The sequence below is a fragment of the Nonomuraea bangladeshensis genome, from assembly GCF_039529455.1.
In the GTDB taxonomy this organism is placed as follows: Bacteria; Actinomycetota; Actinomycetes; order Streptosporangiales; family Streptosporangiaceae; genus Nonomuraea; species Nonomuraea bangladeshensis.
The window spans coordinates 1-22,493 of sequence record NZ_BAAAMV010000025.1; the positions used below are offsets into that span (position 1 = coordinate 1).

General features: G+C 70.8%; 21 protein-coding genes. 10 read left to right on the forward strand and 11 right to left on the reverse strand.

The features are described from left to right. Positions 1 to 633: 633 nt before the first annotated feature. Positions 634 to 1,515: a tyrosine recombinase XerC gene (locus ABD292_RS47680; RefSeq protein WP_344219919.1), complete on the forward strand. Its 882-nt coding sequence runs from the start codon at positions 634 to 636 to the stop codon at positions 1,513 to 1,515. Between the two features lie 204 nt (positions 1,516 to 1,719). Here the strand turns inward: ABD292_RS47680 and ABD292_RS47685 are convergent, their stop codons facing one another. Beyond that, positions 1,720 to 2,706 (reverse strand): M23 family metallopeptidase, encoded by a 987-nt coding sequence (locus tag ABD292_RS47685; RefSeq protein ID WP_344219921.1) that lies wholly within the window; start codon positions 2,704 to 2,706, stop codon positions 1,720 to 1,722. A 358-nt stretch (positions 2,707 to 3,064) separates the two neighbouring features. After that, positions 3,065 to 4,420: an MFS transporter gene (locus ABD292_RS47690; protein ID WP_344219923.1), complete on the reverse strand. Its 1,356-nt coding sequence runs from the start codon at positions 4,418 to 4,420 to the stop codon at positions 3,065 to 3,067. A gap of 75 nt (positions 4,421 to 4,495) precedes the next feature. Between ABD292_RS47690 and ABD292_RS47695 the strand changes: the two genes are divergently transcribed. The 6 genes from ABD292_RS47695 (at position 4,496) to ABD292_RS47720 (ending at position 11,234) form a co-directional block, all read left to right on the forward strand. After that, positions 4,496 to 5,173, forward strand: a complete 678-nt coding sequence (locus ABD292_RS47695; protein ID WP_344219925.1) for an ArsR/SmtB family transcription factor — start codon at positions 4,496 to 4,498, stop codon at positions 5,171 to 5,173. Between the two features lie 677 nt (positions 5,174 to 5,850). Then, positions 5,851 to 6,747 carry a 30S ribosomal protein S2 gene (gene rpsB, locus ABD292_RS47700; protein ID WP_344219927.1) on the forward strand — a complete coding sequence of 299 codons (897 nt, stop codon included), beginning with the start codon at positions 5,851 to 5,853 and terminating at the stop codon, positions 6,745 to 6,747. Positions 6,748 to 7,958: 1,211 nt separating this feature from the next. Continuing rightward, positions 7,959 to 8,792: a translation elongation factor Ts gene (gene tsf, locus ABD292_RS47705; protein ID WP_344219929.1), complete on the forward strand. Its 834-nt coding sequence runs from the start codon at positions 7,959 to 7,961 to the stop codon at positions 8,790 to 8,792. A 166-nt stretch (positions 8,793 to 8,958) separates the two neighbouring features. Beyond that, entirely contained in the window at positions 8,959 to 9,657 is a 699-nt protein-coding gene (gene pyrH, locus ABD292_RS47710) for a UMP kinase (protein ID WP_020545359.1), read from the forward strand. A 46-nt stretch (positions 9,658 to 9,703) separates the two neighbouring features. Further along, positions 9,704 to 10,261, forward strand: coding sequence for a ribosome recycling factor (frr, locus tag ABD292_RS47715; RefSeq protein WP_329583778.1), 558 nt, complete (start codon positions 9,704 to 9,706; stop codon positions 10,259 to 10,261). Between the two features lie 133 nt (positions 10,262 to 10,394). Continuing rightward, the gene (locus ABD292_RS47720; RefSeq protein ID WP_344219932.1) at positions 10,395 to 11,234 is read left to right on the forward strand and encodes a phosphatidate cytidylyltransferase; all 840 of its coding nucleotides are present in this window, start codon (positions 10,395 to 10,397) and stop codon (positions 11,232 to 11,234) included. A 7-nt stretch (positions 11,235 to 11,241) separates the two neighbouring features. Here the strand turns inward: ABD292_RS47720 and ABD292_RS47725 are convergent, their stop codons facing one another. Next, on the reverse strand, positions 11,242 to 12,261 hold the full coding sequence (locus tag ABD292_RS47725) for a suppressor of fused domain protein (protein ID WP_344219934.1): 1,020 nt from the start codon (positions 12,259 to 12,261) through the stop codon (positions 11,242 to 11,244). A 118-nt stretch (positions 12,262 to 12,379) separates the two neighbouring features. Between ABD292_RS47725 and rlmN the strand changes: the two genes are divergently transcribed. Further along, positions 12,380 to 13,480, forward strand: coding sequence for a dual-specificity RNA methyltransferase RlmN (rlmN, locus tag ABD292_RS47730; protein WP_344219936.1), 1,101 nt, complete (start codon positions 12,380 to 12,382; stop codon positions 13,478 to 13,480). A gap of 15 nt (positions 13,481 to 13,495) precedes the next feature. Here rlmN and ABD292_RS47735 read toward each other — a convergent pair whose 3' ends face one another. After that, entirely contained in the window at positions 13,496 to 14,164 is a 669-nt protein-coding gene (locus ABD292_RS47735) for a hypothetical protein (RefSeq protein ID WP_344219938.1), read from the reverse strand. Next, positions 14,161 to 14,916: an ABC transporter ATP-binding protein gene (locus ABD292_RS47740; RefSeq protein ID WP_344219940.1), complete on the reverse strand. Its 756-nt coding sequence runs from the start codon at positions 14,914 to 14,916 to the stop codon at positions 14,161 to 14,163. Before ABD292_RS47740 ends, ABD292_RS47735 begins: the two co-directional genes overlap by 4 nt. An 84-nt stretch (positions 14,917 to 15,000) precedes the next feature. Here ABD292_RS47740 and ABD292_RS47745 point away from each other — a divergent pair, with 84 nt between their 5' ends. Further along, positions 15,001 to 15,558, forward strand: coding sequence for a DivIVA domain-containing protein (locus ABD292_RS47745; protein WP_344219942.1), 558 nt, complete (start codon positions 15,001 to 15,003; stop codon positions 15,556 to 15,558). 2 nt (positions 15,559 to 15,560) lie between these two features. Here the strand turns inward: ABD292_RS47745 and ABD292_RS47750 are convergent, their stop codons facing one another. Beyond that, positions 15,561 to 16,208 (reverse strand): HAD family hydrolase, encoded by a 648-nt coding sequence (locus tag ABD292_RS47750; RefSeq protein WP_344219944.1) that lies wholly within the window; start codon positions 16,206 to 16,208, stop codon positions 15,561 to 15,563. Positions 16,209 to 16,218: 10 nt separating this feature from the next. Here ABD292_RS47750 and ABD292_RS47755 point away from each other — a divergent pair, with 10 nt between their 5' ends. Then, positions 16,219 to 16,710: a GNAT family N-acetyltransferase gene (locus ABD292_RS47755; protein ID WP_344219946.1), complete on the forward strand. Its 492-nt coding sequence runs from the start codon at positions 16,219 to 16,221 to the stop codon at positions 16,708 to 16,710. On the opposite strand, the gene ABD292_RS47760 is transcribed toward ABD292_RS47755, so the two are convergent. The 5 genes from ABD292_RS47760 to iolC form a co-directional block, all read right to left on the reverse strand. Further along, positions 16,707 to 17,756, reverse strand: a complete 1,050-nt coding sequence (locus ABD292_RS47760) for an AI-2E family transporter (RefSeq protein ID WP_344219948.1) — start codon at positions 17,754 to 17,756, stop codon at positions 16,707 to 16,709. The genes ABD292_RS47755 and ABD292_RS47760 overlap by 4 nt on opposite strands. A 79-nt stretch (positions 17,757 to 17,835) precedes the next feature. After that, positions 17,836 to 19,668 carry a 3D-(3,5/4)-trihydroxycyclohexane-1,2-dione acylhydrolase (decyclizing) gene (gene iolD / locus ABD292_RS47765; protein ID WP_344219950.1) on the reverse strand — a complete coding sequence of 611 codons (1,833 nt, stop codon included), beginning with the start codon at positions 19,666 to 19,668 and terminating at the stop codon, positions 17,836 to 17,838. Next, entirely contained in the window at positions 19,665 to 20,504 is an 840-nt protein-coding gene (iolB, locus tag ABD292_RS47770; RefSeq protein WP_344219952.1) for a 5-deoxy-glucuronate isomerase, read from the reverse strand. Before iolB ends, iolD begins: the two co-directional genes overlap by 4 nt. Next, positions 20,501 to 21,421 carry a Cgl0159 family (beta/alpha)8-fold protein gene (locus tag ABD292_RS47775; protein WP_344219954.1) on the reverse strand — a complete coding sequence of 307 codons (921 nt, stop codon included), beginning with the start codon at positions 21,419 to 21,421 and terminating at the stop codon, positions 20,501 to 20,503. Before ABD292_RS47775 ends, iolB begins: the two co-directional genes overlap by 4 nt. Then, a complete protein-coding gene (gene iolC / locus ABD292_RS47780) occupies positions 21,418 to 22,356 on the reverse strand; it encodes a 5-dehydro-2-deoxygluconokinase (protein WP_344219956.1) in 939 nt (312 codons plus the stop codon). Before iolC ends, ABD292_RS47775 begins: the two co-directional genes overlap by 4 nt. Positions 22,357 to 22,493 lie beyond the last annotated feature (137 nt).

A 22,493-nucleotide genomic window follows, 5' to 3' on the forward strand; every position in this document is an offset into this window, starting at 1 on the left:
CAAGAGATGGACCATGCGCTGGAAGGCACCGTTGAACGCCTTCCAGATCGCCTTCGAAGGCCGCCTCACCCCTGCCAACCTCTGAACACTTCAACAACCAAGATCAGCCGTTAAGTTGACACTCCCAATCAAGCTGGCCGTCCACCTGGCGTGGCCACGCCGTCCGCGTAGTTGGCACACGGCAGCACGACCCGCGGGAAGGTGCGGGATGTAGGCGTGGACCAACCGTGGATACGAGGCGCGGACGCGTGGGACGTCTCAGCAGCAGGCAGCGATAGGTGAAGTACGGCGGTCCGCGAACCGTAGCCTCGCCGCGTCCTCCGGCGTCCTCCGGCGTCCTCCGGCGTGACCGGCCATCTGGGGTTTGTCCGAAGCCCGGGACGGGCTGGAGCGTAGGCAGCACAGTCCGTCCTCGCGTCCTCTGTGGTGGCCTTCGCAATGGAGGTGCTCAGTGGGTGGCGGGGTGTGCGTTGATGGGACTACTGGCTCTGGCTTCGGAGGCTATTGCAGGTTGGATGTTCGTGCGGGTGGGGGTGGTGAGGGCAATGCGATGTTGAGGGTGTGGCAGTTGGGTTTGGAGGCGGCTTGGGGTGGCACGATCGTTTGTGGGTACTGCGGTCGGGAGGGGCGGGCTTGGGGCGGGACGAGGTTCTTGGGGCGTTCGGGCGGTATCTGCGGTTTGAGCGGGATCTTTCGCCGCATACGGTGCGTGCTTATCTGAATGATGTCAGCAGCTTGCTCGATCAGCTGAGTGGTTCCATTGAGGACCTTGATATTGCGGTGTTGCGGGAGTGGCTGGCCGTACAGCATGACGCTGGGAAAGCGCGTGCGACCTTGGCGCGGCGGGCGGCCTGTGCACGGACTTTCACCGCCTACTGTCACCGGCAGGGGTGGTTGGACGCGGATCCCGGGTTGTTGTTGGGGAGTGCCAAGGCGCCACGGGACTTGCCGACGGTGCTCGATCAGGAACAGGCGCAGGAAGTCCTGGATTCGGCCTCTGGCGTGGAGCCCAAGGAGCTTCGGGATCGGGCGATTCTTGAGCTGTTGTACGCCACCGGGGTCCGGGTGAGTGAGCTGTGCGGGCTCGACGTGGATGACGTGGATCGGGATCGGCACGTCGTTCGCGTCATGGGGAAGGGGCGTAAGGAGCGTTCGGTGCCGTTTGGGTTGCCTACGCTCCGGGCGCTGGATAAGTGGTGCATCAATGGGCGGCCACTCTGGGTGCGGGCGGGGTCCGGGCCGGCGCTTTTTCTCGGGGTACGGGGAGGGCGCATCGACGCGGGGACGGTTCGGCGGGTGGTGCATGCGGCGTTGGCGCAGGTCGAGGGGGCTCCCGATATGGGACCGCATGGGCTGCGGCACAGTGCGGCCACTCATCTGCTAGAGGGTGGGGCAGATCTGCGAAGTGTGCAGGAGCTCCTTGGGCATGCGTCCTTGAACAGCACACAGATTTATACCCATGTCTCCATCGAGCGGTTGCGGGCGGCGTACAGGCAGGCTCATCCCAGGGCGTGACTGACGCAATTGCGGTTGACCGGATGTTGCTGGCGGGAGCAAATCGACGGTCCGCAAGAGCTCGGTTCGGAGTCGCGGCTTTGGGATTTCAGCGGCGGACGGTGAGCGGGTGTGGCGTTGTCATGCTCTTGCCCTGCTGATTTCTGACGCGAACGGCACCGCCAGTGACGTAAATGACGCGGATGGTCGTCATGGCTGCGGGCTTTACGGCGAGGGTGGGGTGAGCGGGCCTTTGCGGTGCTTGGTGCTGGCTCTGATTCCGCGGTTGCCCCAACTCCTTTTGCGATGCTGGCCGCTGTTTGGGTGGAGTGGCCGGCTGTTTAAAGTGCGGCCATGGTGGCGGCGGTGGTGCAGGCCGATGATCAGGAGAAGTGCGACGAGTATGGCGACGGGCAGTGAGATCGCAATGGGGGCGGCGGCGGTGGTGGGTGAGGTGGACTTGCTCAGGCGGTAGTTGTTCGGCTGCGTGGTTTTGGGCGGTGGCGGGTTGGGGTGGTCGGTTTTGCTGCGTGTTCGAAATCGTGCGGGAGGGTGCGGTGGGGTGGTGCTGGGCGGCTTCTTCGTGAGAGTGATGGCTTGGGGTGGTGCGGGCCAGTAAGGGAGGAGGCGAATGGGGGCCTGGCCTAGGAGGAGAAGAGGGTTCAGGTAGCGGGAATCGCGCAGGAGGCCCCAGTGGAGGCAGGACTCCGGGCAGTGCGGGGTGGGGGTTTGGAGTAGGCCCAGTTCGGTGCCGGGGGTGACGGGCTGGCCTCGTTTCACGGTGGGGATGACCGGCAGGTACGTCGTCCGCAGGCCTCCCTCGTGGTCGATCGTCACCACGCCCTTTCCTCCCACCGGACCGGCGAAGCGGACCGTGCCGGCGCCCGCTGCCAGGACAGGCGTGGAGGGCGGTGCCGCCAGGTCGACGCCGCGATGGCCGGCCAGCCAGCGTTCTGGGGGTGGGGTGAAGCGTCGTAGGACGCGGGGGTGGCCGTCCAAGGGCCAGCGCCAGGCCGGAGGTGAGGCTCTGGCCGGGGGAGCGGTCAGGGCGATGAGGGTGGTTGTCAGGAGTGGGGCGACGAGCGCGGTGGGCAGGAGCAGGAGCAGGAGGAGGGGAGCGGCGGTGTGATGGAGGCGTGGAAGGCGGGTTCTGCTCGACGTGGGAGGACGGTGGATGAGGGACGCCTGGGCGCTTGTGAAGTGAGAGTGCATGGCGGGAGTTTCCGCCAGGGTGCGGTGGGGGCGTGGCGGTGAACGGCGTTCTGTGGATGAAGGTGTTCACGGCTCGCTGTGCCTGTGGATGCGGGGCTCGTGGTTTGGTGCGTCGGCGGGCTTGAGGCTCGCTCGCGTCTGCTGCATCGGCGGGCCCGGGGTCTGTTGGCGGACGCTGGGTCTGTTGCTGGAGGTGGGTCCGTGTCGTCTGCGCCTGTGGGTGCGGGGCTTGCGTGCGCGGAATTGTCGGAGGGAGGTGCTTGGATTTCTGTCGTGGCGGGTGGCGAATCTACGTTCTCGCGGTGCGGGGGTAGCCGGGTCGGTGGGGACGGTGCCGGGGGCACACGGGTGTGAACGGTCAGGGCCAGAGATGGCGTTTCGTGGACATGAGGTGGCGGGTCAGAGCGTCGGGGGTCGGGCTCGTGGCAGGGGCGGGGGAGGGGTGAGGGCGTTCGGGAGTGCGGGGGCGTAGGGGGGAGAGCCAGATCCAGAACGTCGTCAGGGCCATGCCGGCGGCGCAGAGCAGGATCACCGGGCGCAGGCCGATCTGGTCGGCGACGACACCGCCTGCCAGGCCGCCCAGCGCCAGGACGCCCTGGACGGCGAAGGTCATGGTGGCGTTCACGCGGCCGCGCAGTTCCTGGGGGGTCTCGCGAAGGGTGATGACGCCCAGGCAGGTGGAGAAGGCGACCACAACGCCGCCCGTCATGAGACCGACGATGGTCATCGCGGTGACGTTCCACCAGAGGGGGCCGTTCAGCAGGCCGGCCGTCAGGACCTCGATGGGGAAGAAGATCACGGTGACGAGCAGGATGCGGTTCTCGCCGTAGCGTTTGGTCAGGCGGGTCGTGAGCCAGGCGCCCACCAGACCGCCAACGCCGCCCATCGCGATGAGGGCGCCGATCAGGCCCTTGGGGATGCCTAGGGTGTTGACCATGTACAGGATGTAGACGGCCACGTACGCCATCGCGAAGAAGTTGATCGTCACGCCGGCGCCGAGGAGGGCGCGCAGGGTGGGGTGGGTGAGGACGGAGCGAAGACCCTCGGTCACGTCGCGCCACATGCCGCGGGAGGGGGCGGGCTCGTTCCGTTCTTCCGTACGGATGGAGCGGAGGAGCAGGGCGGAGGCCAGGAACGACATCGCCTCCGCGAGGACGGCCAGCGGTGCCGTGAAGAACTGGACGAGGAGACCAGCGAGGCTCGGGCCACCGACCGAGGCCACTGAGTGGCATGCCTGGAGACCGGCCATCGCCTCGACGCGCTGAGTGGTCGGGACCGTTCCGGCGATGTACGAGAAGTTCGCGGACTTGAACAGCACCGCCGTCGTGCCGATGACCAGAGCCACCACGAGGAGCCACGGGACGCTCAGCAGGCCGAGGAGCCAGGCCAGCGGGACTGACGCGGCGGCGGCGCAGGCCACGAGCTCGCAGGCGATCATGAGCGGCCGGTGGCGGACGAGACGGTCGACGATCGCGCCGGCCTGCAAACCGAACAGGAGCGCCGGGAGCGGGGCGGCGGCGGTCAGCAGACCCATCTCGGTCGGGCTGGCGGTGAGCAGCGTGACGGCCGTCAGGGGGATGGCCAGTTTGGAAACCTCCGACCCCGTGATCGAGATCGTGCGCGAGGTCCAGAGGAGGCGGTAGTCGCGCTGCCTGCGCAGGGGCGGAGGTGCCGGTTCGGGGGAGGCAGGCGGGGTCTGAAGGGTTCGCTTCACAATTATGAAGCTATCCCTTCAGAGTTGTGAAAGCAATGTTTCAGAGTGGGGGAGTGGGCCGGGTACCTTGGGCGCATGACTGCGGACTTCGACGGGCTCAGCGACCCCAAAGCGATGAGGGCGCTGGCCCATCCCGCGCGGCTGCAGATCCTCAACCGGCTTGGAGTGGAGGAGAGCGCGACCGCCACCGAGGTGGCGGAGATCGCGGGCATCACGCCCAGCGCAGCGAGCTATCACCTGCGGATGCTGGCCAAGTACGGGTTCGTGGAGGATGCGCCGCCCAGGGGCGATGGGCGGGAGCGGCTGTGGCGAGCCGTCGGCAAGCAGTTGAGCGTGGGGCTGCTGCCCGAGGATCAGCCCGATGTGCGGGACGCCAAGGTGGCGCTGATGACGGCGTTTCGGCGGGAGGCGAACCGGGAGGCCGACCGGGCGCTGGCCAACGTCGAGACGGAGCCGGAGGAATGGCAGGACGCGACCGTGTTCCACCGGACGCGGGTGAAGGTCACCGCCGAGGAACTGGCGCGGCTCTACAAGACGATCCAGGAGTTGATCGAGCCGTATGCCGTACGGAGGCGGGAGGAGACCGGGGTGCCGGACGGGGCGAGGGTCGCCGAGGTGCAGCTCAACCTGTTCCCCGTGATCACGAGGCCGGTTCCCGGGCTGCCGACCGAGGATCATGGGCTCGCGCAACGCGTCGCTGCGGCGGAACGGGCGGCGGGGGAAGCAGGGGAAGCGGGGGGAGGGGGCTCGTAGGGATGAGGCGTCTCCGCGCGGGGCCGAGGGTCCCGTGCGGGGCCGGGTCCGTGCGAGGCCGGGTCCCGTGCGAGGCCGAGAGTCCTGTGCGGAGCCGAGAGTCGTGTGCGAGGCCGGGAGTCCTGTGCGGAGCCGGGAGTCGTGTGCGAGGCCGGGAGTCCTGTGCGGAGCCGGGAGTCCTGTGCGGAGCCGAGAGTCCCGTATGGAGCCCAGGTCCCGTGCGGAGCCCAGGTCCCGTGCGGAGCCCAGGTCCTGTGCGGAGCCCAGGTCCTGTGCGGAGCCCAGGGAGGTTTTCCGGGATGTTCAGGAAAGCCCGGGGTGGCGCAGGGGACTCGCGGGGGCAGGAGAGGGCTTGCCCGGGCTCCCCAGAAGTACGGGGAGAGGGGCTTGCTGGAAGTAGGGGGGGAGGGGTTTCTCTGGAGATGTGGGGAGAGGGGCTTCCGAGGGCGGGCGTTTGACCTCTGACGGTCAGGCGGGGGCGGTGTGCAAGGTAGACTTTTCGGTGGCCTGTAGCCACAGGCCGACTTCGCATGCCCCATTGCGGACCGCCCCATCGGTCCGGGCCCAGTGCCCGGCTGGAGCGGGTTCGGGGCATCAGGGCGGCAGACAACGCGCTGCCGCGGCACAACCGAGAACCGCGCCCATCCGCAGGGCGCCCAGACCTGGAGGACCAGCAGATGGCCCCCGTCGTCACCATGCGACAGCTGCTCGAGAGCGGCGTTCACTTCGGTCACCAGACCCGGCGCTGGAACCCGAAGATGAAGCGCTTCATCTTCACCGAGCGCAACGGCATCTACATCATCGACCTGCAGAAGTCGCTCTCCTACATCGACCGCGCCTACGACTTCGTCAAGGAGACGGTCGCCCACGGCGGCACGATCCTGTTCATCGGCACGAAGAAGCAGGCTCAGGAGGCCATTTCCGAGCAGGCCGCCCGCGTCGGCATGCCGTACGTCAACCAGCGTTGGCTGGGCGGCATGCTCACCAACTTCTCCACCGTGCACAAGCGGCTGCAGCGTCTGAAGGAGCTCGAGGAGCTCGACTTCGACAACGTCGCCGCCTCGGGGCTCACCAAGAAGGAGCTCCTCATGCGCCGTCGCGAGAAGGACAAGCTCGAGCGCACGCTCGGCGGCATCCGTGACATGGGCCGCGTGCCCAGCGCGGTGTGGGTCGTCGACACCAAGAAGGAGCACATCGCGATCAGCGAGGCCAAGAAGCTTGGCATCCCTGTCGTCGCGATCCTCGACACCAACTGCGACCCCGACGAGGTCGACTACCCGATCCCGGGCAACGACGACGCCATCCGCGCCGTCGGCCTGCTGACCAGGGTCGTCGCCGACGGTGTCGCCGCCGGTCTCATGGCCCGCTCCGGCGCCGCTCGCGGCGACGAGAAGCCCGCTGCCGCCGAGCCGCTGGCCGAGTGGGAGCGTGAGCTCATCGAGCAGGGCACCGGCGCCGCCGAGGCTCCGGCTGCTGAGGCGCCCGCCGCCGAGGCTCCGGCCGCTGAGGCCGGTGCCGAGGAGAGCGCTCCGGCCGCCCCGGCTGCCGAGGGCGACGCCGAGCAGCAGGCCTGACCCGCACGTAACGTACGGGCACAGGCGCGGGCCGGCTGGCACGGGTGTGGATGGTGACGGTCGCCACCGCCGCTTCGGGGGTGGTGCGGCCGTCGCCTCTCGCTCGGGCGAAGGCTCCGGTCCGGGGTCTCGGGCGAGGGCTTCGGGTTCAGGCCGGGGGTGAGGGCTCGGGCTTCGGGTTCAGGCCGGGGGTGAGGGCTCGGGCTTCGGGTTCAGGCCGGGGGTGAGGGCTCGGGCTTCGGGTTCGCGAGGGCTTGGGCTTACGGGTCCGGGCTTGAGGGCTTCCCGGTTCTGGCCGGGGTGCGGGCATGATGGCTTGGGCCAGGGGTGAAACCCGGGCCCGGGTCAGCTGACATCTGAATCACGGTGCACCACTGACTGGCGGTCCGCTGAACGGCGAGCCAGGAGCTGCTGGTCCTGCGCAGGCGGCCGGAAGGTCGGCTGGGTTACGGATCGGTCGGCCACCCGGGTCGCGGGGCCGCGAGGCCGGCAGAGGTACGGGTTGTCGCCTGGCTTTCGGGCTGAGATCCCAGCGGGAGCTCACAGCCGATGGTTCTGGCCGGAGCTAGCTGCCGGAGTTTCTGGCCGAGGTCTCCGACCGGAGCTTGCAGCTAGTGATTCTGGTCGGGGTCTCCGACCGGAGCTTGCGGCTGGTGGTTTCTGGTTGGGCTCTCGGGCCGGGGCTTGCGGCTGGTGGTTTTCTGGTCGGGTCTCCGGCCGGGGCTTGTGGCTGGTGGTTTCTGGTCGGGGTTTCGGGTTGAGGCTTCTCAGCTGGAGCTTCCGACCGGAGCTTCGCAGCCGAAGGCTCCCGGTGGGGGACTGGGCGGTACGGCGGGGCGAGGCTGGGCAGTATGGCAGCGAAGCAGCCGTGGCCAGCCCGGGCCTGGTGCCGTAAGACCCGGTGCCCACCAGCCTCGGCGGCCACCAGCCACGGTGAGTGAGACCGGAGGCTCGGACCGGACGCCGGAGCAGCCCGCCAGAACGGCGTGCCGGACCGGCAAACGGCCCGGCACACCGGACCGGCGTACCGCTCGGCACGCCGGACCAGTGCGCCGGACCAAGGACGCCGGAGCAGCGTGAAGGCTCCTGAACGGCCCGTACGGCACGCGCCCGCCGTACCGACGACAAAGGGCGGACGGACCGATCCCGGACCGTCCGACCACGATGACGACCACGATGACGACGACGAAATCCCACGAGGAAAAAGAGCAATGGCTTCCGTGAACATGGCCGACGTCAAGCGGCTTCGCGAGATCACCGCTGCCGGCATGATGGACTGCAAGAAGGCGCTCGAGGAGGCCGAGGGCGACTTCGACCGCGCCGTCGAGCTGCTGCGCCTCAAGGGCGCCAAGGACGTGGGCAAGCGTGAGGCCCGCACCGCCTCCAACGGCCTGGTCGCGCTCAAGCAGGACGGCGACTCGGTCGCCGCGCTGCTGGAGCTCAACTGCGAGACCGACTTCGTGGCCAAGGGCGAGCGCTTCCAGGACCTGGCGTCCCAGGTCGTGGCGCACATCCTGGAGACCAAGCCGGCCGACGTGGCCACGCTGCTGGAGTCCTCCTTCGGCGGCAAGCCCGTCAAGCAGCACCTGGACGAGGCCAACGCCGCGCTGGGCGAGAAGATCGAGATCCGCCGTTACCAGGTTCTCGAGGGCGGCTACATCGGCGCCTACATGCACAAGACCGACCCGGCGCTGCCGCCGGCCGTCGGCGTGCTGGTGCAGCTCGACAAGCCGAACGCCGAGGTCGCCAAGGACATCGCGCAGCACGCCGCGGCGATGGCCCCGCAGTACCTCAAGGCCGACTCCGTGCCGTCCGAGGTCGTCGAGAAGGAGCGCAAGCTCTTCGAGGAGATGACCCGCGAGGAGGGCAAGCCCGAGGCCGCGATCGGCAAGATCGTCGAGGGCCGCCTCAACGGCTGGTACCGGGACTTCACGCTGCTCCAGCAGGCGTTCGTGAAGGACAACAAGAAGAGCGTCGGCAAGTACGCCGAGGAGAACGGCGTCGAGGTCCTGGCCTTTGTCCGTTTCAAGGTCGGTCAGGCTTAGGCTTAGGCAAGCCACCATCAGGCACGCCGAGAAGCCAGGATCGATCCACCGAATGAAGGAGGCCGCCGCCGTGCAGGACCACCGGGAGTCAGCCCACGAATCCACACGGACGGCGGCCGACTCATCTCCACATCCGCCCACCAGCCATCTGAGGTGGAAGCGGGTGATGCTGAAGCTGTCGGGCGAGGCGTTCGCCGGCAGCGAGCCGCTGGGCATCGACCCGACGATCGTCGACCATCTCGCCGACTCGATCGCCGAGGCGGTCAAGGAGGGCGTGCAGGTCGCCGTCGTGGTCGGCGGCGGCAACATGTTCCGCGGCGCCACCCTGTCGCAGGGTGGCATCGACCGTGCCCGCGCCGACTACATGGGCATGCTGGGCACGGTCATCAACTGCCTGGCCCTGCAGGACTTCCTGGAGCGCAGGGGCGTCGAGACCCGCGTGCAGACCGCCATCACGATGCAGCAGGTGGCCGAGCCGTTCCTGCCGCGCCGCGCGATCCGGCACCTGGAGAAGGGCCGCGTCGTGATCTTCGGCGCCGGGCTCGGCTCGCCCTACTTCTCCACCGACACCGCCGCGTCACAGCGCGCCCTGGAGATCGGCGCCGAGGCGCTGCTGAAGGGCACGCAGGTGGACGGCATCTACGACTCCGACCCGCGCAAGAACCCGGACGCGGTCCGGTTCGACCACCTCGACTACGGCGAGGTGCTGCTGCGTGACCTCGCGGTCATGGACGCCACCGCGATCAGCCTGTGCAAGGACAACGACCTGCCGATCGTGGTCTTCGACCTGATGGGCGAGGGCAACATCCTGCGTGCGGTACGCGGTGAGAAAATCGGCACGCTGGTGAGTCCCGCGGGGAAATGACGGAGCGAGCCCGACACCGCCAGCCAGAAGACGACAGGGAGCCGCTGTGATCGACGAAACCCTCCTCGAAGCCGAGGAAAAGATGGACAAGGCCGTCTCGGTCGCGAAGGAGGACTTCGCGACCATCCGGACGGGCCGGGTCACGCCTGCGATGTTCAACAAGATCAGCGCCGAGTACTACGGCACGCCGACGCCGATCCAGCAGCTGGCGTCGTTCCACGTGCCCGAGGCGCGCATGGTGCTGATCCAGCCCTACGACAAGAGCTCGATGGGCGCGATCGAGAAGGCCATCCGTGACTCCGACCTCGGTGTCAACCCCACCGACGACGGCCAGGTCATCCGCGTGACGTTCCCCGAGCTGTCGGAGGAGCGCCGCAAGGAGTACATCAAGGTCGCCAGGAACAAGGGCGAGCACGCGAAGGTCTCCATCCGCAACATCCGCCGCACCGCCAAGGACGCCCTCGACAAGCTGGTCAAGGACGGCGAGGCGGGCGAGGACGAGGTCCGGCGCGCCGAGAAGGAGCTGGACGACCTGACGCAGAAGCACGTCGCCAAGATCGACGAGCTGCTCAAGCACAAGGAAGCCGAGCTGCTCGAAGTCTGAGCGGCGCGTCCCGGCCCGGATCGCCCCCCGGCGACCCGTACGGCGGCCGCCTCCGGGTGGTCCGCCGGGTCAGCGGGTCTTGCCCTACGGCCCTCGCCCCCCGGCGAGGGCCGTGGCCCTATGGAGAGTTGCAGTGGAAGAACGTACGGCCGGCACCAGCCCGAGCGGCGGCAGCCGTACCGGGAGGAATCTGCCCGCCGCGATCGCCGTGGGCGTGATCCTGGGGGCGCTCGTCCTCGGGACGATCTACACGATCAAGGAGCTGTTCCTCCTGGTCGTCGTCGGCGCCGTCGGCGTCGGCGTGCTGGAGCTGGTCAAGGCCTTCGCGCTGCGCGAGATCAAGGTCCCGGCCGCGCCGGTGCTGGCGGGGCTCGTGGCGATGCAGGCGGGCGCCTACTGGGGCGGGCCGGTGTGGATGCTGGCGGGCTTCGCGGTGTTCGCGTTCGTGCTGCTCACCTGGCGGATGTTCAGCGACGGCACCGACGGCTACGTATGTGACGCGACGGCGTCGGTGTTCACGCTCTTCTACCCCGCGATGCTGGCCGCGTTCGTGCCGCTGCTGCTGCGGGAGGAGGACGGCGCCCACCGGGTGCTGATCTTCATCGCGGTGACCGTGGCCAGCGACATCGGCGGCTACGCGGCGGGCGTGCTGTTCGGCCGGCACCGGATGACGGTCATCAGCCCGAAGAAGACCTGGGAGGGTTTCGCCGGGTCGCTCGTGGCGTGCACGGCGGTCGGGGGCTGGCTGGTGACCTGGCTGCTCGGCGGGGCGCTCTGGCAGGGCGCGCTGATCGGGGCCCTGGGGGCGCTGCTGGCGACGATGGGCGACCTGATCGAGTCGATGATCAAGCGGGATCTCGGCATCAAGGACCTCGGCACGATCCTGCCGGGGCACGGCGGGCTGATGGACCGGCTGGACTCGCTGGTCACGACGCTGGTGCCGGTCTGGCTGCTGCTGACGCTGTTCTTCTGAGCCCGCGTCACTGGTGGGTGTCCAGGGTTTCGGCGGTGACGGGCGTCAGCCAGAGCCACCGGACCGCCTCGCCACCGAACGCGAATCCCGACATGTCAGGCATGTGCGGGGCGTCGGCCAGCATCAGCACCCCTGAATACCGAGGCCCCAGCGGGAACGTCTCCGGCTCGTGATACCACCTGGCGGTGTGGGCGTGCCCCAGCCAGGTGACCGAATGCCACGGATACTGCGCCAGCCACACCAGCAGCAGCGCCGCGTCCCTCGGGTCGTCGCGGGTGGCCACGGCCAGCTCGATCCTGGCGTACGCGCCGGGCTTGTCGATCCACTGCTCGACGGTCGGCATGCGCTGGCAGCTCATCCCGACCGTGGACAGCACGGTGTAGCCGCGTTTGTCGTGGGGTGGCCGCTCGGTGATGCCGACCGTGGGCAGCCGCTCGCCGCTCGCGTCCCAGTAGCGTCCGGCGGGGCCGAGCACCCGGTCCAGGTGCCCCATCACGAACTGCTGGAACGACGGCCACGACCCCTCGCTGTGCCGCCAGCGCCAGTACGAGCGGGCGTTGGCGATCCGGGGTTCGAGCCCCTCCAGCGCCTCCGACAGCGCCCACGCGAACGGCGACTCGCCCACCGCGTCGCGAGCGTAGCCGGGCATGCCGCGGCTCATGTCGGCCCAGCCGGGGATGACCGCGAGCAGCTCGTCGTCCTCGTACAGCGCGACGCCGTCGCCCTCCTCGAACCACAGCGCGCTGAGCTGCCCCAGCGGGCGGCGGCCCTCCGGGCGGAGCGTGTTGGGCCGGGGCATGAGCGGCGGCAGGCCCGAGTTGATCCGGGCGAGGTCCACGACCGCCGGGGCGGGCCGGTGGTTGGCCAGCCAGACGGCGCCGTGGACGGTGCCGTCGGGCGAGCACAGGTAAGCTACCGAGGCGTCCTCGTCCCGTTCGACGACGAGCGTGCGGCTTCCGTACGGGTTGCCGACGGCGAGAACCACCTCGGCGCCACCCTCCCCGGACGCCGACCGAAAAATCGCCATACGTGTGCACTGTAGATCGGGCGGAGACCATGACGCGAGCCGTACCCTGACCAGGAATGCCACCTCCGTCCCCAACGTTGATTACCCTGGTCCTCATACCCGAAGCAAAGGCAGCAACGTGTCCCAGCCCCCAGGTCAGCTCACCTTCGTCGCGCCGCGACGGGCCAAGCCCGCCCGGCACCTGGCCGACCTGCCGATGCCCGAACGGCGGGCCGCGGTGACCGAGCTGGGCGAGAAGGCGTTCCGCGCCGACCAGCTCTCGCGCCACTACTTCGAACGGCTCACGACGGACGTCTCGGCGATGACCGACCTGCCCGCCGCCGCCCGCGAGAAGCTGTCCGCGCTGCTGCCGACCCTGCTCACCCCGGTGCGCGAGCTGGCCACCGACGGCGGCACCACCCGCAAGACGCTGTGGCGGCTGTTCGACGGGGCGCTGGTCGAGTCGGTGCTCATGCGCTACCCCGACCGGGTCACGATGTGCGTGTCCTCGCAGGCCGGCTGCGGCATGAACTGCCCGTTCTGCGCCACAGGACAGGCGGGCCTGACCCGCAACATGTCCACCGCCGAGATCGTCGAGCAGGTCGTGGCGGGCGCGCGGGCGCTGGCGGCCGGCGAGGTGCCGGGCGGTCCTGGGCGGGTCAGCAACGTCGTGTTCATGGGCATGGGCGAGCCGCTGGCCAACTACAAGCAGGTGATCGGCGCGGTCCGGCGGCTGGTCGAGCCGGCGCCGCACGGGCTCGGCATCTCGGCGCGCGGCGTGACGGTCTCCACCGTCGGCCTGGTGCCGGCCATCGGCAAGCTCGCCGACGAGGGGCTGCCGGTCACGCTGGCGCTGTCGCTGCACGCGCCCGACGACGAGCTGCGTGACACGCTGGTGCCGATCAACACCCGGTGGAAGGTGGCCGAGGTGCTGGACGCCGCGTGGGCGTACGCGGCGAAGACCAAGCGGCGCGTCTCCATCGAGTACGCCCTGATCAAGGACATCAACGACCAGGAGTGGCGGGCCGACCTGCTCGGCAAGCTGGTCAAGAACAAACTGGTGCACGTCAACCTGATCCCGCTCAACCCGACGCCGGGCTCCAAGTGGACGGCGTCGCGGCCGGAGGACGAGCGGGCGTTCGTGCGGCGGCTGGAGTTCCACGGCGTGCCGGTGACCGTGCGCGACACGCGCGGGCGGGAGATCGACGGCGCCTGCGGCCAGCTCGCCGCGGCCGAATAGCCCCGCACACCCCGGTCAGTGCCTCAGGCGGCGCCAGGCGTACAACGTCAGGGCGAGCAGGCACCACGCGAGCGAGACGGCGGCCAGCTCGGGAAAGCGGGCGACCAGGTCGCCGTCGTTGGCCGCCCGCATCCACACCACCAGCGGCACCGACAGCCACCACGCCGGCGAGGCGCTGAGCAGCAGCATCAGCAGGAACCCGAGGACCAGTCCCATGATCGACAGGGCGGGCGAGCGGACCACGGCCCGGCTGGTGAGCGCGCCCAGCGCGGTGCCGGTCAGCGCCGCGAGGGCGTGCATCGCCACGCTGGCGGTGAGCACGCCGGGCGAGGGCCGCGCGCTCGTGCCGAGCAGCAGCGCCGCGGCCAGTCCCGCGGCGGCGAGCGCCCCGCAGGTCACCAGCGCCGCCACGAGGCCCGCCACCAGCTCCCTGCCCCGCCCGCCCACCGTCACCGCCGACAGCTCCCGCTGCCGGTCGGGCTCGGTGTCCAGCAGGCTCCTGGCGGACCAGGCCAGCACGGGGACGATCAGTACGGCGGCGTCGGCCAGCACGCCCGCCTCCTCGCCGCGCGGCGCCCGGGTGCTGTGCAGGATCGCCAGCAGGGCGAGGGTCAGCAGCAGGCTCTGGAAGACGCGGTGCGAGCGGACGTAGGCGGCCAGCCGGAACACGGTGAGCGCGATCATCGGGCGGACTCCTCGATCTCGCGGGCCGGGTAGCCCTCGCCGCGCATCCGGGCGAGGAAGCGGGGCAGCTCGCCGGCGGGCACCTGTACGGCCACGGTGACCAGCTCGTCGGAAACCGGCACCGGCGAGGAGGGCTCGTGGAGCCGGCCGTCGGTGACCGTCCAGTGCCGGAGCGCCGGTAACGCGCGCAGGCCGCCCTGGTGGTCGCTGACGACGACGATGCCGCCCCGCCCGGCCACCTCCGTCGCGAGGTCCGGCAGCACCGCGCGGGTGGCGGCGTCCAGCCCGGCGAACGGCTCGTCCATGATCAGCAGCCCGGGGTCGGCCATCAGCGCCTGCGCCAGCCCCACCTTGTGCCCGCCGCCCTTCGACAGCTCGCCGAGCGGGGTGTCCAGCAGGTGCTCCATGTGCAGCCGTTCGGCCCAGGGCTCCCACCGGGCCCCGCCGCGCGTCCCAGAGCCGCGCGTCCGGGAGCCGTGCATCCGGCTGACGTGCCGCAGGTACGCCGCCACCGTGAACGGCTGCCCCGTCGGGAACCGGTCCGGCGCGAACCCGACCACCGCCGGCCGCCCGCCGATCGTCCCCTGAGTGGGCCGGTACAGCCCGGCCAGCAGCCGCAGCAGGGTGGACTTGCCCGCGCCGTTCACCCCGGTCAGCTCGACGATGTCACCGGGCGCGAGCTCGGCGTCGGCCCCTTGGATGACGAAGGGGTCACGTCGCCGGTAGCGGAAAGAGACCTTGGACAGTCGCATGGTGGTGTAACGGTATATGTCGGGGTGCCTGACCAAGATAAAGAGCAGCACAATGGAGGCACCCCCAGCACGATTCAGAGGAGCGTGAGCTTGAACCGCTTTCCGCGCGTCATGGGCATGCGTTCAGGCTATGACCCGGCCGAGGTCGACGCCCTGATCGGCCGCATCGAGGCGACCCTGGGCCGGGGTCCCCGCACGTACGAGCCGATCACCGCCGACGAGGTGCGCGCGGCCACGTTCCGCGCCAAACGCGGCGGCTACCAGGAGACGGCGGTCGACTTCGCCCTGGAGGCGTTCGTGGTGGCGCTGGAGACGCAGGCCAAGTGGCCGGTCCGGCTGGCGCTCGCCGAGCCGACCGGCGAGCTGCTGCGCGAGGAGTGGTTCGAGACGCAGGCGGCCCGGGTCGAGCGGGTGGCCTTCCGCTCGGGCCGCATGGGCACCGGCTACAACGAGGACGAGGTCGACGCCTTCCTCGACCGCATCGTGGCCACCTTACGCGGCACGACCGACTTCCCGGTGACGGCGAAGGAGGTGCGCGAGGCGCGGTTCTCGGCCGTGCTGGTGCGCTCGGGCTACCTCATGGCGGACGTCGACTCCTTCCTCGCGGGCATCGCCGACGTCCTGGAGCAGCGGCAGGCCTGAACTCAGGCGCTCTCCACGGCGGCGAGCAGCCCGCGCAGGTCGGGGAGCTCGCGCTGGACGACGCCGCCGTCGGGGGCGCGCTCGCCGAGCCGGTTGATCCAGATCCGGCGGACGCCGAGCCGGTGGGCGGGCACCAGGTCGTGGAAGTAGCTCTGCGCCACGTGCACCCACGCGGCCGGCTCGTGGACGCGCCGGAACGTGGTGAAGTGCGTCAGGGACGGCTTGTAGTCGCGGACGTCCTCGGCGGTCACCACCGCGTCGAACGGCACCGGCAGCCGCCGCAGCGTCTCCGCGATCAGGTCGCGGTCGCAGTTGGTGAGCAGCGCCAGGTTCCAGCCGGCCGCGCGCACGGCCGACAGCTCGGCGCCGACCTCGGGGAAGACCGGCCAGTACGCGATCGTGGCGGCGAGCACCGCGGCGTCGTCGTCGCCCAGCTCGACGCGCTCGTCGGCGCAGGCCCGGCGCAGCGTCTCGGCCAGCACGTGGCGGTAGCGGAGCGCCGGCGACTCGGTCTGCACCGCGTGCTCGTGCCGGTTGTACGCCTCAAGCAGCCGCTCACCCCGCCCGGGAGCGATCAGCTCGGCGCTGGTGCGCAGGCCGTGCCGCCAGTCGACGAGCGTGCCGAAACAGTCGAACGTCACCCATCTCATAGGACACATAATGGGCGACATGACCCTGTCCGTACGACCCATCGGGCCCGCCGACGTGGAGAGCGTGTCGGCGGTGCTGCGGGAGAGCTGGGGCGGCACCACGCTCGTCGCCATGGGCCGGGGCGAGCTGGTGGACGCCGCCGCCCAGCCCGGTTTCGTCGCCGAGCTCGACGGCGAGCCGGCCGGCGTCGTCACCTACAGGGAGCGGGACGGCGCCGTGGAGATCCTCACGATCGACGCCCTGCTGCCCGGCAAGGGGGTGGGCCGGGCGCTGCTCGACGCGGTGCGGGCCGCGGCCGCCGAGCGGGGCGCCACCCGGCTGTGGCTGATCACCACCAACGACAACACCAGGGCCCTGCGCTTCTACCAGCGGTACGGCTTCGACCTCGTGGCCCTGCACCGCGACGGCGTGGAGCGGGCGAGGAGGCTGAAGCCCTCCATCCCGCGCGAGGCCGACGGCATCCCCATCAGGCACGAGCTGGAGCTGGAGCTCCTGCTCTAGGCGCCCCGCGGAGGGGCATGAGCGGGAGGACCGGGAGGAGCCGGCGGGGCCGGTGGCTCGTCGGTGTGCTCCTCGTGGCGGTGCACCAGCGCCACGATCACCGAGGTGACCGGCGCGGCGAGGAACGCCCCGACGATCCCGGCGACCACGCTGCCCACCGCGATCGCCACCAGGATGACCGCGCCGGGCAGTTCGAGCGCCTTGCCGTAGATCTGCGGCGCGAGCACGTGCCCTTCGAGCTGCTGCACCGCGATGGTCACCGCGACCACGATGAGCGCCACCAGCCAGCCCTTGGCCACCAGCGCCACCACGGCCGCGAGCAGCCCGGCCAGGAACGCCCCCACCACCGGCAGGAACGCCCCGATGAACGTCAGCACCGCGAGCGGCAGCGCCATCGGCACGCCGAGGATCCACAGCGCGATGCCGATGAAGAACCCGTCCACCGCGCCCACGATCGCGATGCCGCGGACGTAGCGGCCGATCACCGAGAAGATCAGCCGGCCGCCCCACATCAGCCGCCCCCTGGTCCTGGCGGGGGCGAGGCTCACCAGCCAGCGGAACAGGTGGTCGCCGCTGTGCACGAAGTACACCGACAGGATCACCGCCAGCACCGCGCCGACCACGATCTCGCCGGCCGTCCTGACCCCGGCCAGCGCGCCGGTGGTGATCGTCTTGCTCTGGCCGGACAGCCAGTCGGTGGCCTGCTTGAGCAGCTGCTGGTCGTTGATGCCGAACCCGGCGAGGAAGGTGTGCAGGTCGTTGAGCACCTTGCCGACGCTGGCCTGCATCTCCGACACGCTCTCCGCCGTGGGCGGCACGAGCAGCGCGATGAACGCCGCCGCCATCACCAGCGCCGTGAGGAAGACGACCGTGGTGGCGAGGGCCCGGTTGAAGCCGTGCCGCCAGAGCCTGCGGGCGGCCGGCGCGAGCAGCGCCGTCAGGAACACGCCGATCACGACCGAGATCGCGACCGTCGCCACCTTGGTGAGGCAGAAGCCGGCCACGGCGATCACGCCGGCCCATCCCAGCAAGCGCCACGGCCTCATCCCCTGCTCCCTGATCTGGCCCCCTCAACAGCCCGGAGAGGGGGCCTACCCGGCACGGTGCCGGGCAATCATCGGGGAATCAGGAAGGGCCGAGGTGGAGGTGCTGCCCGCGCTTGGCGGCGGCGTACTCGTCCCGGATCTCCTGCGGCGGGCCGACCTGCGCCACGGGCACGTCCCACCACGCCTCCGACGAGGGCACGTCGTCGGCCAGCCGGTCGGTCCGTACGTAGATCACCGTCGTCGTCTCGCCCGCCCGCGCCGCGTCGAGCGCCTTGCGCAGGTCGGCGACCGTCTCGGCGCGGATCACGGACGCGCCCAGGCTGGCCGCGTTGGCGGCGAGGTCGACCGGGAGCGGGCCGCCGTCGCGGGCGGTGTAGGCGGTGCCTAGCCGCCGCGCGCCGACGCTCTCCGACAGCCGCCCGATGGAGGCGAAGCCGGAGTTGTCCACGAGCACCACGGTCAGCTTGACGCCCTCGGCCACGGCGGTGACCAGCTCCTGCGCCATCATCAGGTACGACCCGTCGCCGACCAGCACGAACACCTCGCGCTCCGGCGCCGCCAGCTTCACGCCGAGCCCGCCGGCGATCTCGTAGCCCATGCACGAGTAGCCGTACTCGACGTGGTAGCTGCCTGGACCGCTCGGCCGCCAGAGCTTGTGCAGGTCGCCCGGCATCGAACCGGCCGCGCACACCACCACGCCGTCCTCGCCCGCGGCGGCGTTGACCGCGCCGATCACCGCGGCCTGCGACGGCGGCGTGCCCTCCAGCGCGTACGCCGCGTCCACGGCCGCGTCCCACGCCCGGATCAGCTCGCCCGCCCGCTCGCCGAGCGCGGCCGGGGCGCGCCAGCCCCCCAGTGCGCCGGCCAGGTCCGCCAGGCCCTCGCGGGCGTCGGCGACGAGCTGGAGTCCCGACAGCTTGGCCGCGTCGAAGCCGGTGACGTTGACGTTGACGAAGGCCGCGTCCGGGGCGAAGAGGGTGCGCGAGGCGGTGGTGAAGTCGCTGTAGCGGGTGCCGACGCCGATGATCACGTCGGCCTCGCGGGCCAGCGCGTTGGCCGCCGTGGTGCCGGTCGCGCCGACCGCGCCGAGGGCGAGCGGGTGCCCGTGCGGGAGCGCTCCCTTGCCGGCCTGCGTCTCGGCCACCGGGACGCCGAACCGCTCGGCGAAGGCCCGCAGCTCGTCCGCGGCCTCGCTGTGGAGCACGCCGCCGCCCGCCACGATCAGCGGCCGCTCGGCCGCGCGCAGGCGTTCGGCGGCCCGCGCCAGGGCGGCCCGCTCGGGGCGGGGGCGCGGCACGTGCCAGACCCGGCGGGCGAACAGCTCGTCGGGCCAGTCGTACGCCTCGGCCTGCACGTCCTGGGGCAGCGCGAGCGTCACCGCGCCGGTCTCGGCCGGGTCGGTGAGCACCCGCATGGCCGCGAGCAGCGCGGACGGGAGCTGTTCCGGCCGGTTGACCCGGTCCCAGTAGCGGGAGACCGGCCTGAGGCAGTCGTTGACCGACACGTCGTAGGAGCGCTGGTCCTCCAGCTCCTGCAGCAGGGGGCTCGCCACCCGGGTGGAGAAGATGTCGCCGGGCAGCAGCAGCACCGGGAGCCGGTTGATGGTGGCGCCCGCCGCGCCGGTGACCATGTTGGTCGCGCCGGGCCCGATCGAGGTGGTGCAGGCCAGCGTGGCCAGCCGGTTGCTCGCGCGGGCGTAGCCGGCCGCCGTGTGCACCATGGCCTGCTCGTTGCGGCTCAGGAGGTAGGGCAACTCGTGATCGTCCGCGAGTGCCTGGCCGATCCCCGCCACGTTGCCGTGGCCGAAGATGCCGACGCAGCCGGCGAAGAAGCGGCGCTCCACGCCGTCACGCTCGCTCCACTGCCGCGCCAGGAACCGCACGACGGCCTGCGCGACGGTCAACCGGGTCATGACGTCCTCCCGAAGGGCAGTCTGGGGTCGATGCGCTGCCCCTCCCACGAGGAGCGGATCCAGGCGTGGCGCGGGTCGTCGCAGAACGCCATCGAACGCTCCTCGTCCGGCCCGGCCAGCACGTTCAGGTAGTAGAGGTCGTAGCCGGGCGCGGCCATGGACGGGCCGTGGTAGCCGTGGGGGACCAGGACGACGTCGCCGGAGGACACCTCGGCGAGGGTGTCGATCCGCCCCCCTTCCGAGGAGTAGACCCGCTGGTAGCCGAGACCCTGGTCGGCGACCTCGAAGTAGTAGATCTCCTCCAGCACGGCCTCGCCGGGGTTGGGGGTGTCGTGCTTGTGCGGCGGGTACGACGACCAGTTGCCCGACGGCGTCAGCACCTCCACCGCCATGAGCTTGTGGCAGTCGAAGACGCCGGGCGCGCAGAAGTTGTTGACCTGGCGGCTGGCCTGACCCGCGCCGCGCAGCTCGACCGGCACCTCGGCCGCCGCGACGTACCGGGCGGGAAATGCCTCGGTGGCGCGGGCGGAGGGCAGCGCGATCCGCCCCGCCCCCTCGATGGTGACCTCCGTGCCGATCGGCACGTACGCGAAGTCGGACGGCCCGTCGAAGACCGACGGCCGCCCCGCCAGCTCGAACCTGTCGCCGGGCAGGCGCACCGAGCACGAGCCCGCCAGCGGGAGGACCAGCAGCTCCTCCTCGCCGGTGGAGAACGTCACCGGGGCGTCGGTCAGGTCGAGGATCCGCAGCCCGGAGTAGGTCCAGCCGGCCTGGGACGGAGTCACCTCCACAGACCAGGGGCCGTTCGCGGTCTTGCCGTACGGAAGATGGGTCATGCGCGTGCCTCTCGCACCAGGGCCGCGGCGCCGTCCACGGCGGCGGCCACGTCGTCGTCCGGAGGGTAGAGCAGGGCCCGGCCGACCACGAGCCCGCGCACGCCGGGCAGGCGCAGCGCGCGGTCCCAGTCGGCGAGGGCGGCGTCGATGTCCGGGGGATCGCCGCCGAGCAGGAGGGCGGGCAGCGTGGTGGCGGCCATCACCCGCTCCATCTCGGCGATCGCGGGGATCTTCAGCCAGGTGTAGGCCGAGGTCGTGCCGAGGGCCTGGGCGATGCTGATCGACTTGATCACCGCCTCGGGGGACAGGTCGTTGCGCAGGGCTCCCGACTCGGTGCGCACCGACCAGAACGGCTCCACCATGGCCACCAGCCGCCGCCTGGCCAGCTCGCTCACCGCGCGGGCGCAGGACTCCAGGGTGTTGACGGTGCCGTGGTCGGCCGGGTCGATGCGGCAGAGCATCTTGCCGCCGTCCAGCCGCATGGCGTCGATGGAGCCGGCGTCGAAGCCGGTGAAGCGGTCGTCCAGCTCGAACACCGAGCCCTGGAGGCCGCCCCGGTTCATCGAGCCGAAGGCCAGCTTGCCTTCGAGCGCGCCCAGCAGCAGCAGGTCCTCCAGCACGTCGGGGGCGGCCAGGATGCCGTCCACGCCGGGCCGCGACAGCGCGGTGCGCAGCCGGTCGAGCAGGTCGGCGCGGCTCGCCATGGCCAGCGGGCGGTCGCGGACGGCCAGCGCGCCGCGGGCCGGATGGTCGGCGGCGATGATGAGCAGGCGCTCGTCGTCGCCGGGCAGCCCGCGCCGCTGCCTGCGGGCCGCGGCCTCGGCGATCTCCTCGGGGCGGGTGGCGCGGATGCGGGTGAGCTGCTCGTACCCGGTGACGGGGGGCCCGTTGAAAGCGGATAGCGTGATGTCGCTCACGAGGTCACCCCCTTCAGCAGTTCCTCCACCTCGGCGGTCGTGGGCATGGCGTCGGCGCAGGCCAGCCGGGCGGCCACGAAGGCGCCCGCGGCGTTGGCGAAGCGGATGACGCGCTCCAGCGGCCAGCCGTTCAGCAGTCCGAGGCAGAGCGCGCCGCCGAAGGCGTCGCCCGCGCCGATGCCGTTGACCACGCTCACCTCGACCGGCTTGACCAGGCAGCTCTCCTCGCGGGTGCGGGCGTAGACCCCTTCGGGGCCGAGCTTCACGATCGCGACCCGCGCCCCGGCGGCCAGCAGCGCCTCGGCCGCGGCCTCGGGCTCGCGCACGCCGACCGCGGTCTCGACCTCCTCCAGGTTGCCGACGGCGACGTTCGCATGCGGCAGCATGCGCGCCGCCATGGCGCGGGCGGCCTCCTGGGAAGGCCACAGCGAGGCCCGGTAGTCGAGGTCGAACACCGTCCAGCCGTCGTTGCGGGCGGCCAGCGCGGCGGCGTGCGCCTCGGCGCTCGGCTCCTTGCTGAGCCCGGTCAGCGAGAACCAGAACATCCGGGCCGCGCCGATCGCCTCCAGGTCGAGGGAGCCGGCGGTGAGGCGCAGGTCGGGTGGATGCTCGCCGCGGTAGAAGTAGATGGGGAAGTGGTCGGGCGGGAAGATCTCGCAGAACGTGACCGGCGTCGGCGCCTCGGGGTAGGTGGCCACATACCTGTCGTCCACGCCGAACCCGCGGATCGCCCGCCGTACGTACTCACCGAAGGGATCGTCGCCCACACCGGTGATCACCGCGGAGCGCAGCCCGTGGCGGGCGGCCGCGACGGCCACGTTGGTCGGGCTGCCGCCGAGGAACTTGCCGAAGGTCTCGACGTCGGCCAGCCCGACGCCGGTCTGCAGCGGGTAGACGTCGACGCCGCAGCGGCCGATCGTGATCAGGTCGTACAACGCACCTCCTGAAGGGGAGCTTACCTTCGACACTATGGCATATTGTCAGGACATACAGATGTCCGCCACGTTACTAGCCCTGCTTCCGGATGCAAGGGTAGGAAGGCCGACATATCTCTGAAACATGGCAAGAGCTT

Bases quoted from the DNA above. Each gene is read 5' to 3' on its own strand.
- ABD292_RS47685 (WP_344219921.1), bottom strand. From the start codon at position 2,706: ATGCACTCTCACTTCACAAGCGCCCAGGCGTCCCTCATCCACCGTCCT.
- ABD292_RS47695 (WP_344219925.1), top strand. From the start codon at position 4,496: ATGACTGCGGACTTCGACGGGCTCAGCGACCCCAAAGCGATGAGGGCG.
- rpsB (WP_344219927.1), top strand. From the start codon at position 5,851: ATGGCCCCCGTCGTCACCATGCGACAGCTGCTCGAGAGCGGCGTTCAC.
- tsf (WP_344219929.1), top strand. From the start codon at position 7,959: ATGGCTTCCGTGAACATGGCCGACGTCAAGCGGCTTCGCGAGATCACC.
- pyrH (WP_020545359.1), top strand. From the start codon at position 8,959: ATGCTGAAGCTGTCGGGCGAGGCGTTCGCCGGCAGCGAGCCGCTGGGC.
- ABD292_RS47725 (WP_344219934.1), bottom strand. From the start codon at position 12,261: ATGGCGATTTTTCGGTCGGCGTCCGGGGAGGGTGGCGCCGAGGTGGTT.
- ABD292_RS47735 (WP_344219938.1), bottom strand. From the start codon at position 14,164: ATGATCGCGCTCACCGTGTTCCGGCTGGCCGCCTACGTCCGCTCGCAC.
- ABD292_RS47740 (WP_344219940.1), bottom strand. From the start codon at position 14,916: ATGCGACTGTCCAAGGTCTCTTTCCGCTACCGGCGACGTGACCCCTTC.
- ABD292_RS47750 (WP_344219944.1), bottom strand. From the start codon at position 16,208: ATGAGATGGGTGACGTTCGACTGTTTCGGCACGCTCGTCGACTGGCGG.
- ABD292_RS47755 (WP_344219946.1), top strand. From the start codon at position 16,219: ATGGGCGACATGACCCTGTCCGTACGACCCATCGGGCCCGCCGACGTG.
- ABD292_RS47760 (WP_344219948.1), bottom strand. From the start codon at position 17,756: ATGAGGCCGTGGCGCTTGCTGGGATGGGCCGGCGTGATCGCCGTGGCC.
- iolD (WP_344219950.1), bottom strand. From the start codon at position 19,668: ATGACCCGGTTGACCGTCGCGCAGGCCGTCGTGCGGTTCCTGGCGCGG.
- iolB (WP_344219952.1), bottom strand. From the start codon at position 20,504: ATGACCCATCTTCCGTACGGCAAGACCGCGAACGGCCCCTGGTCTGTG.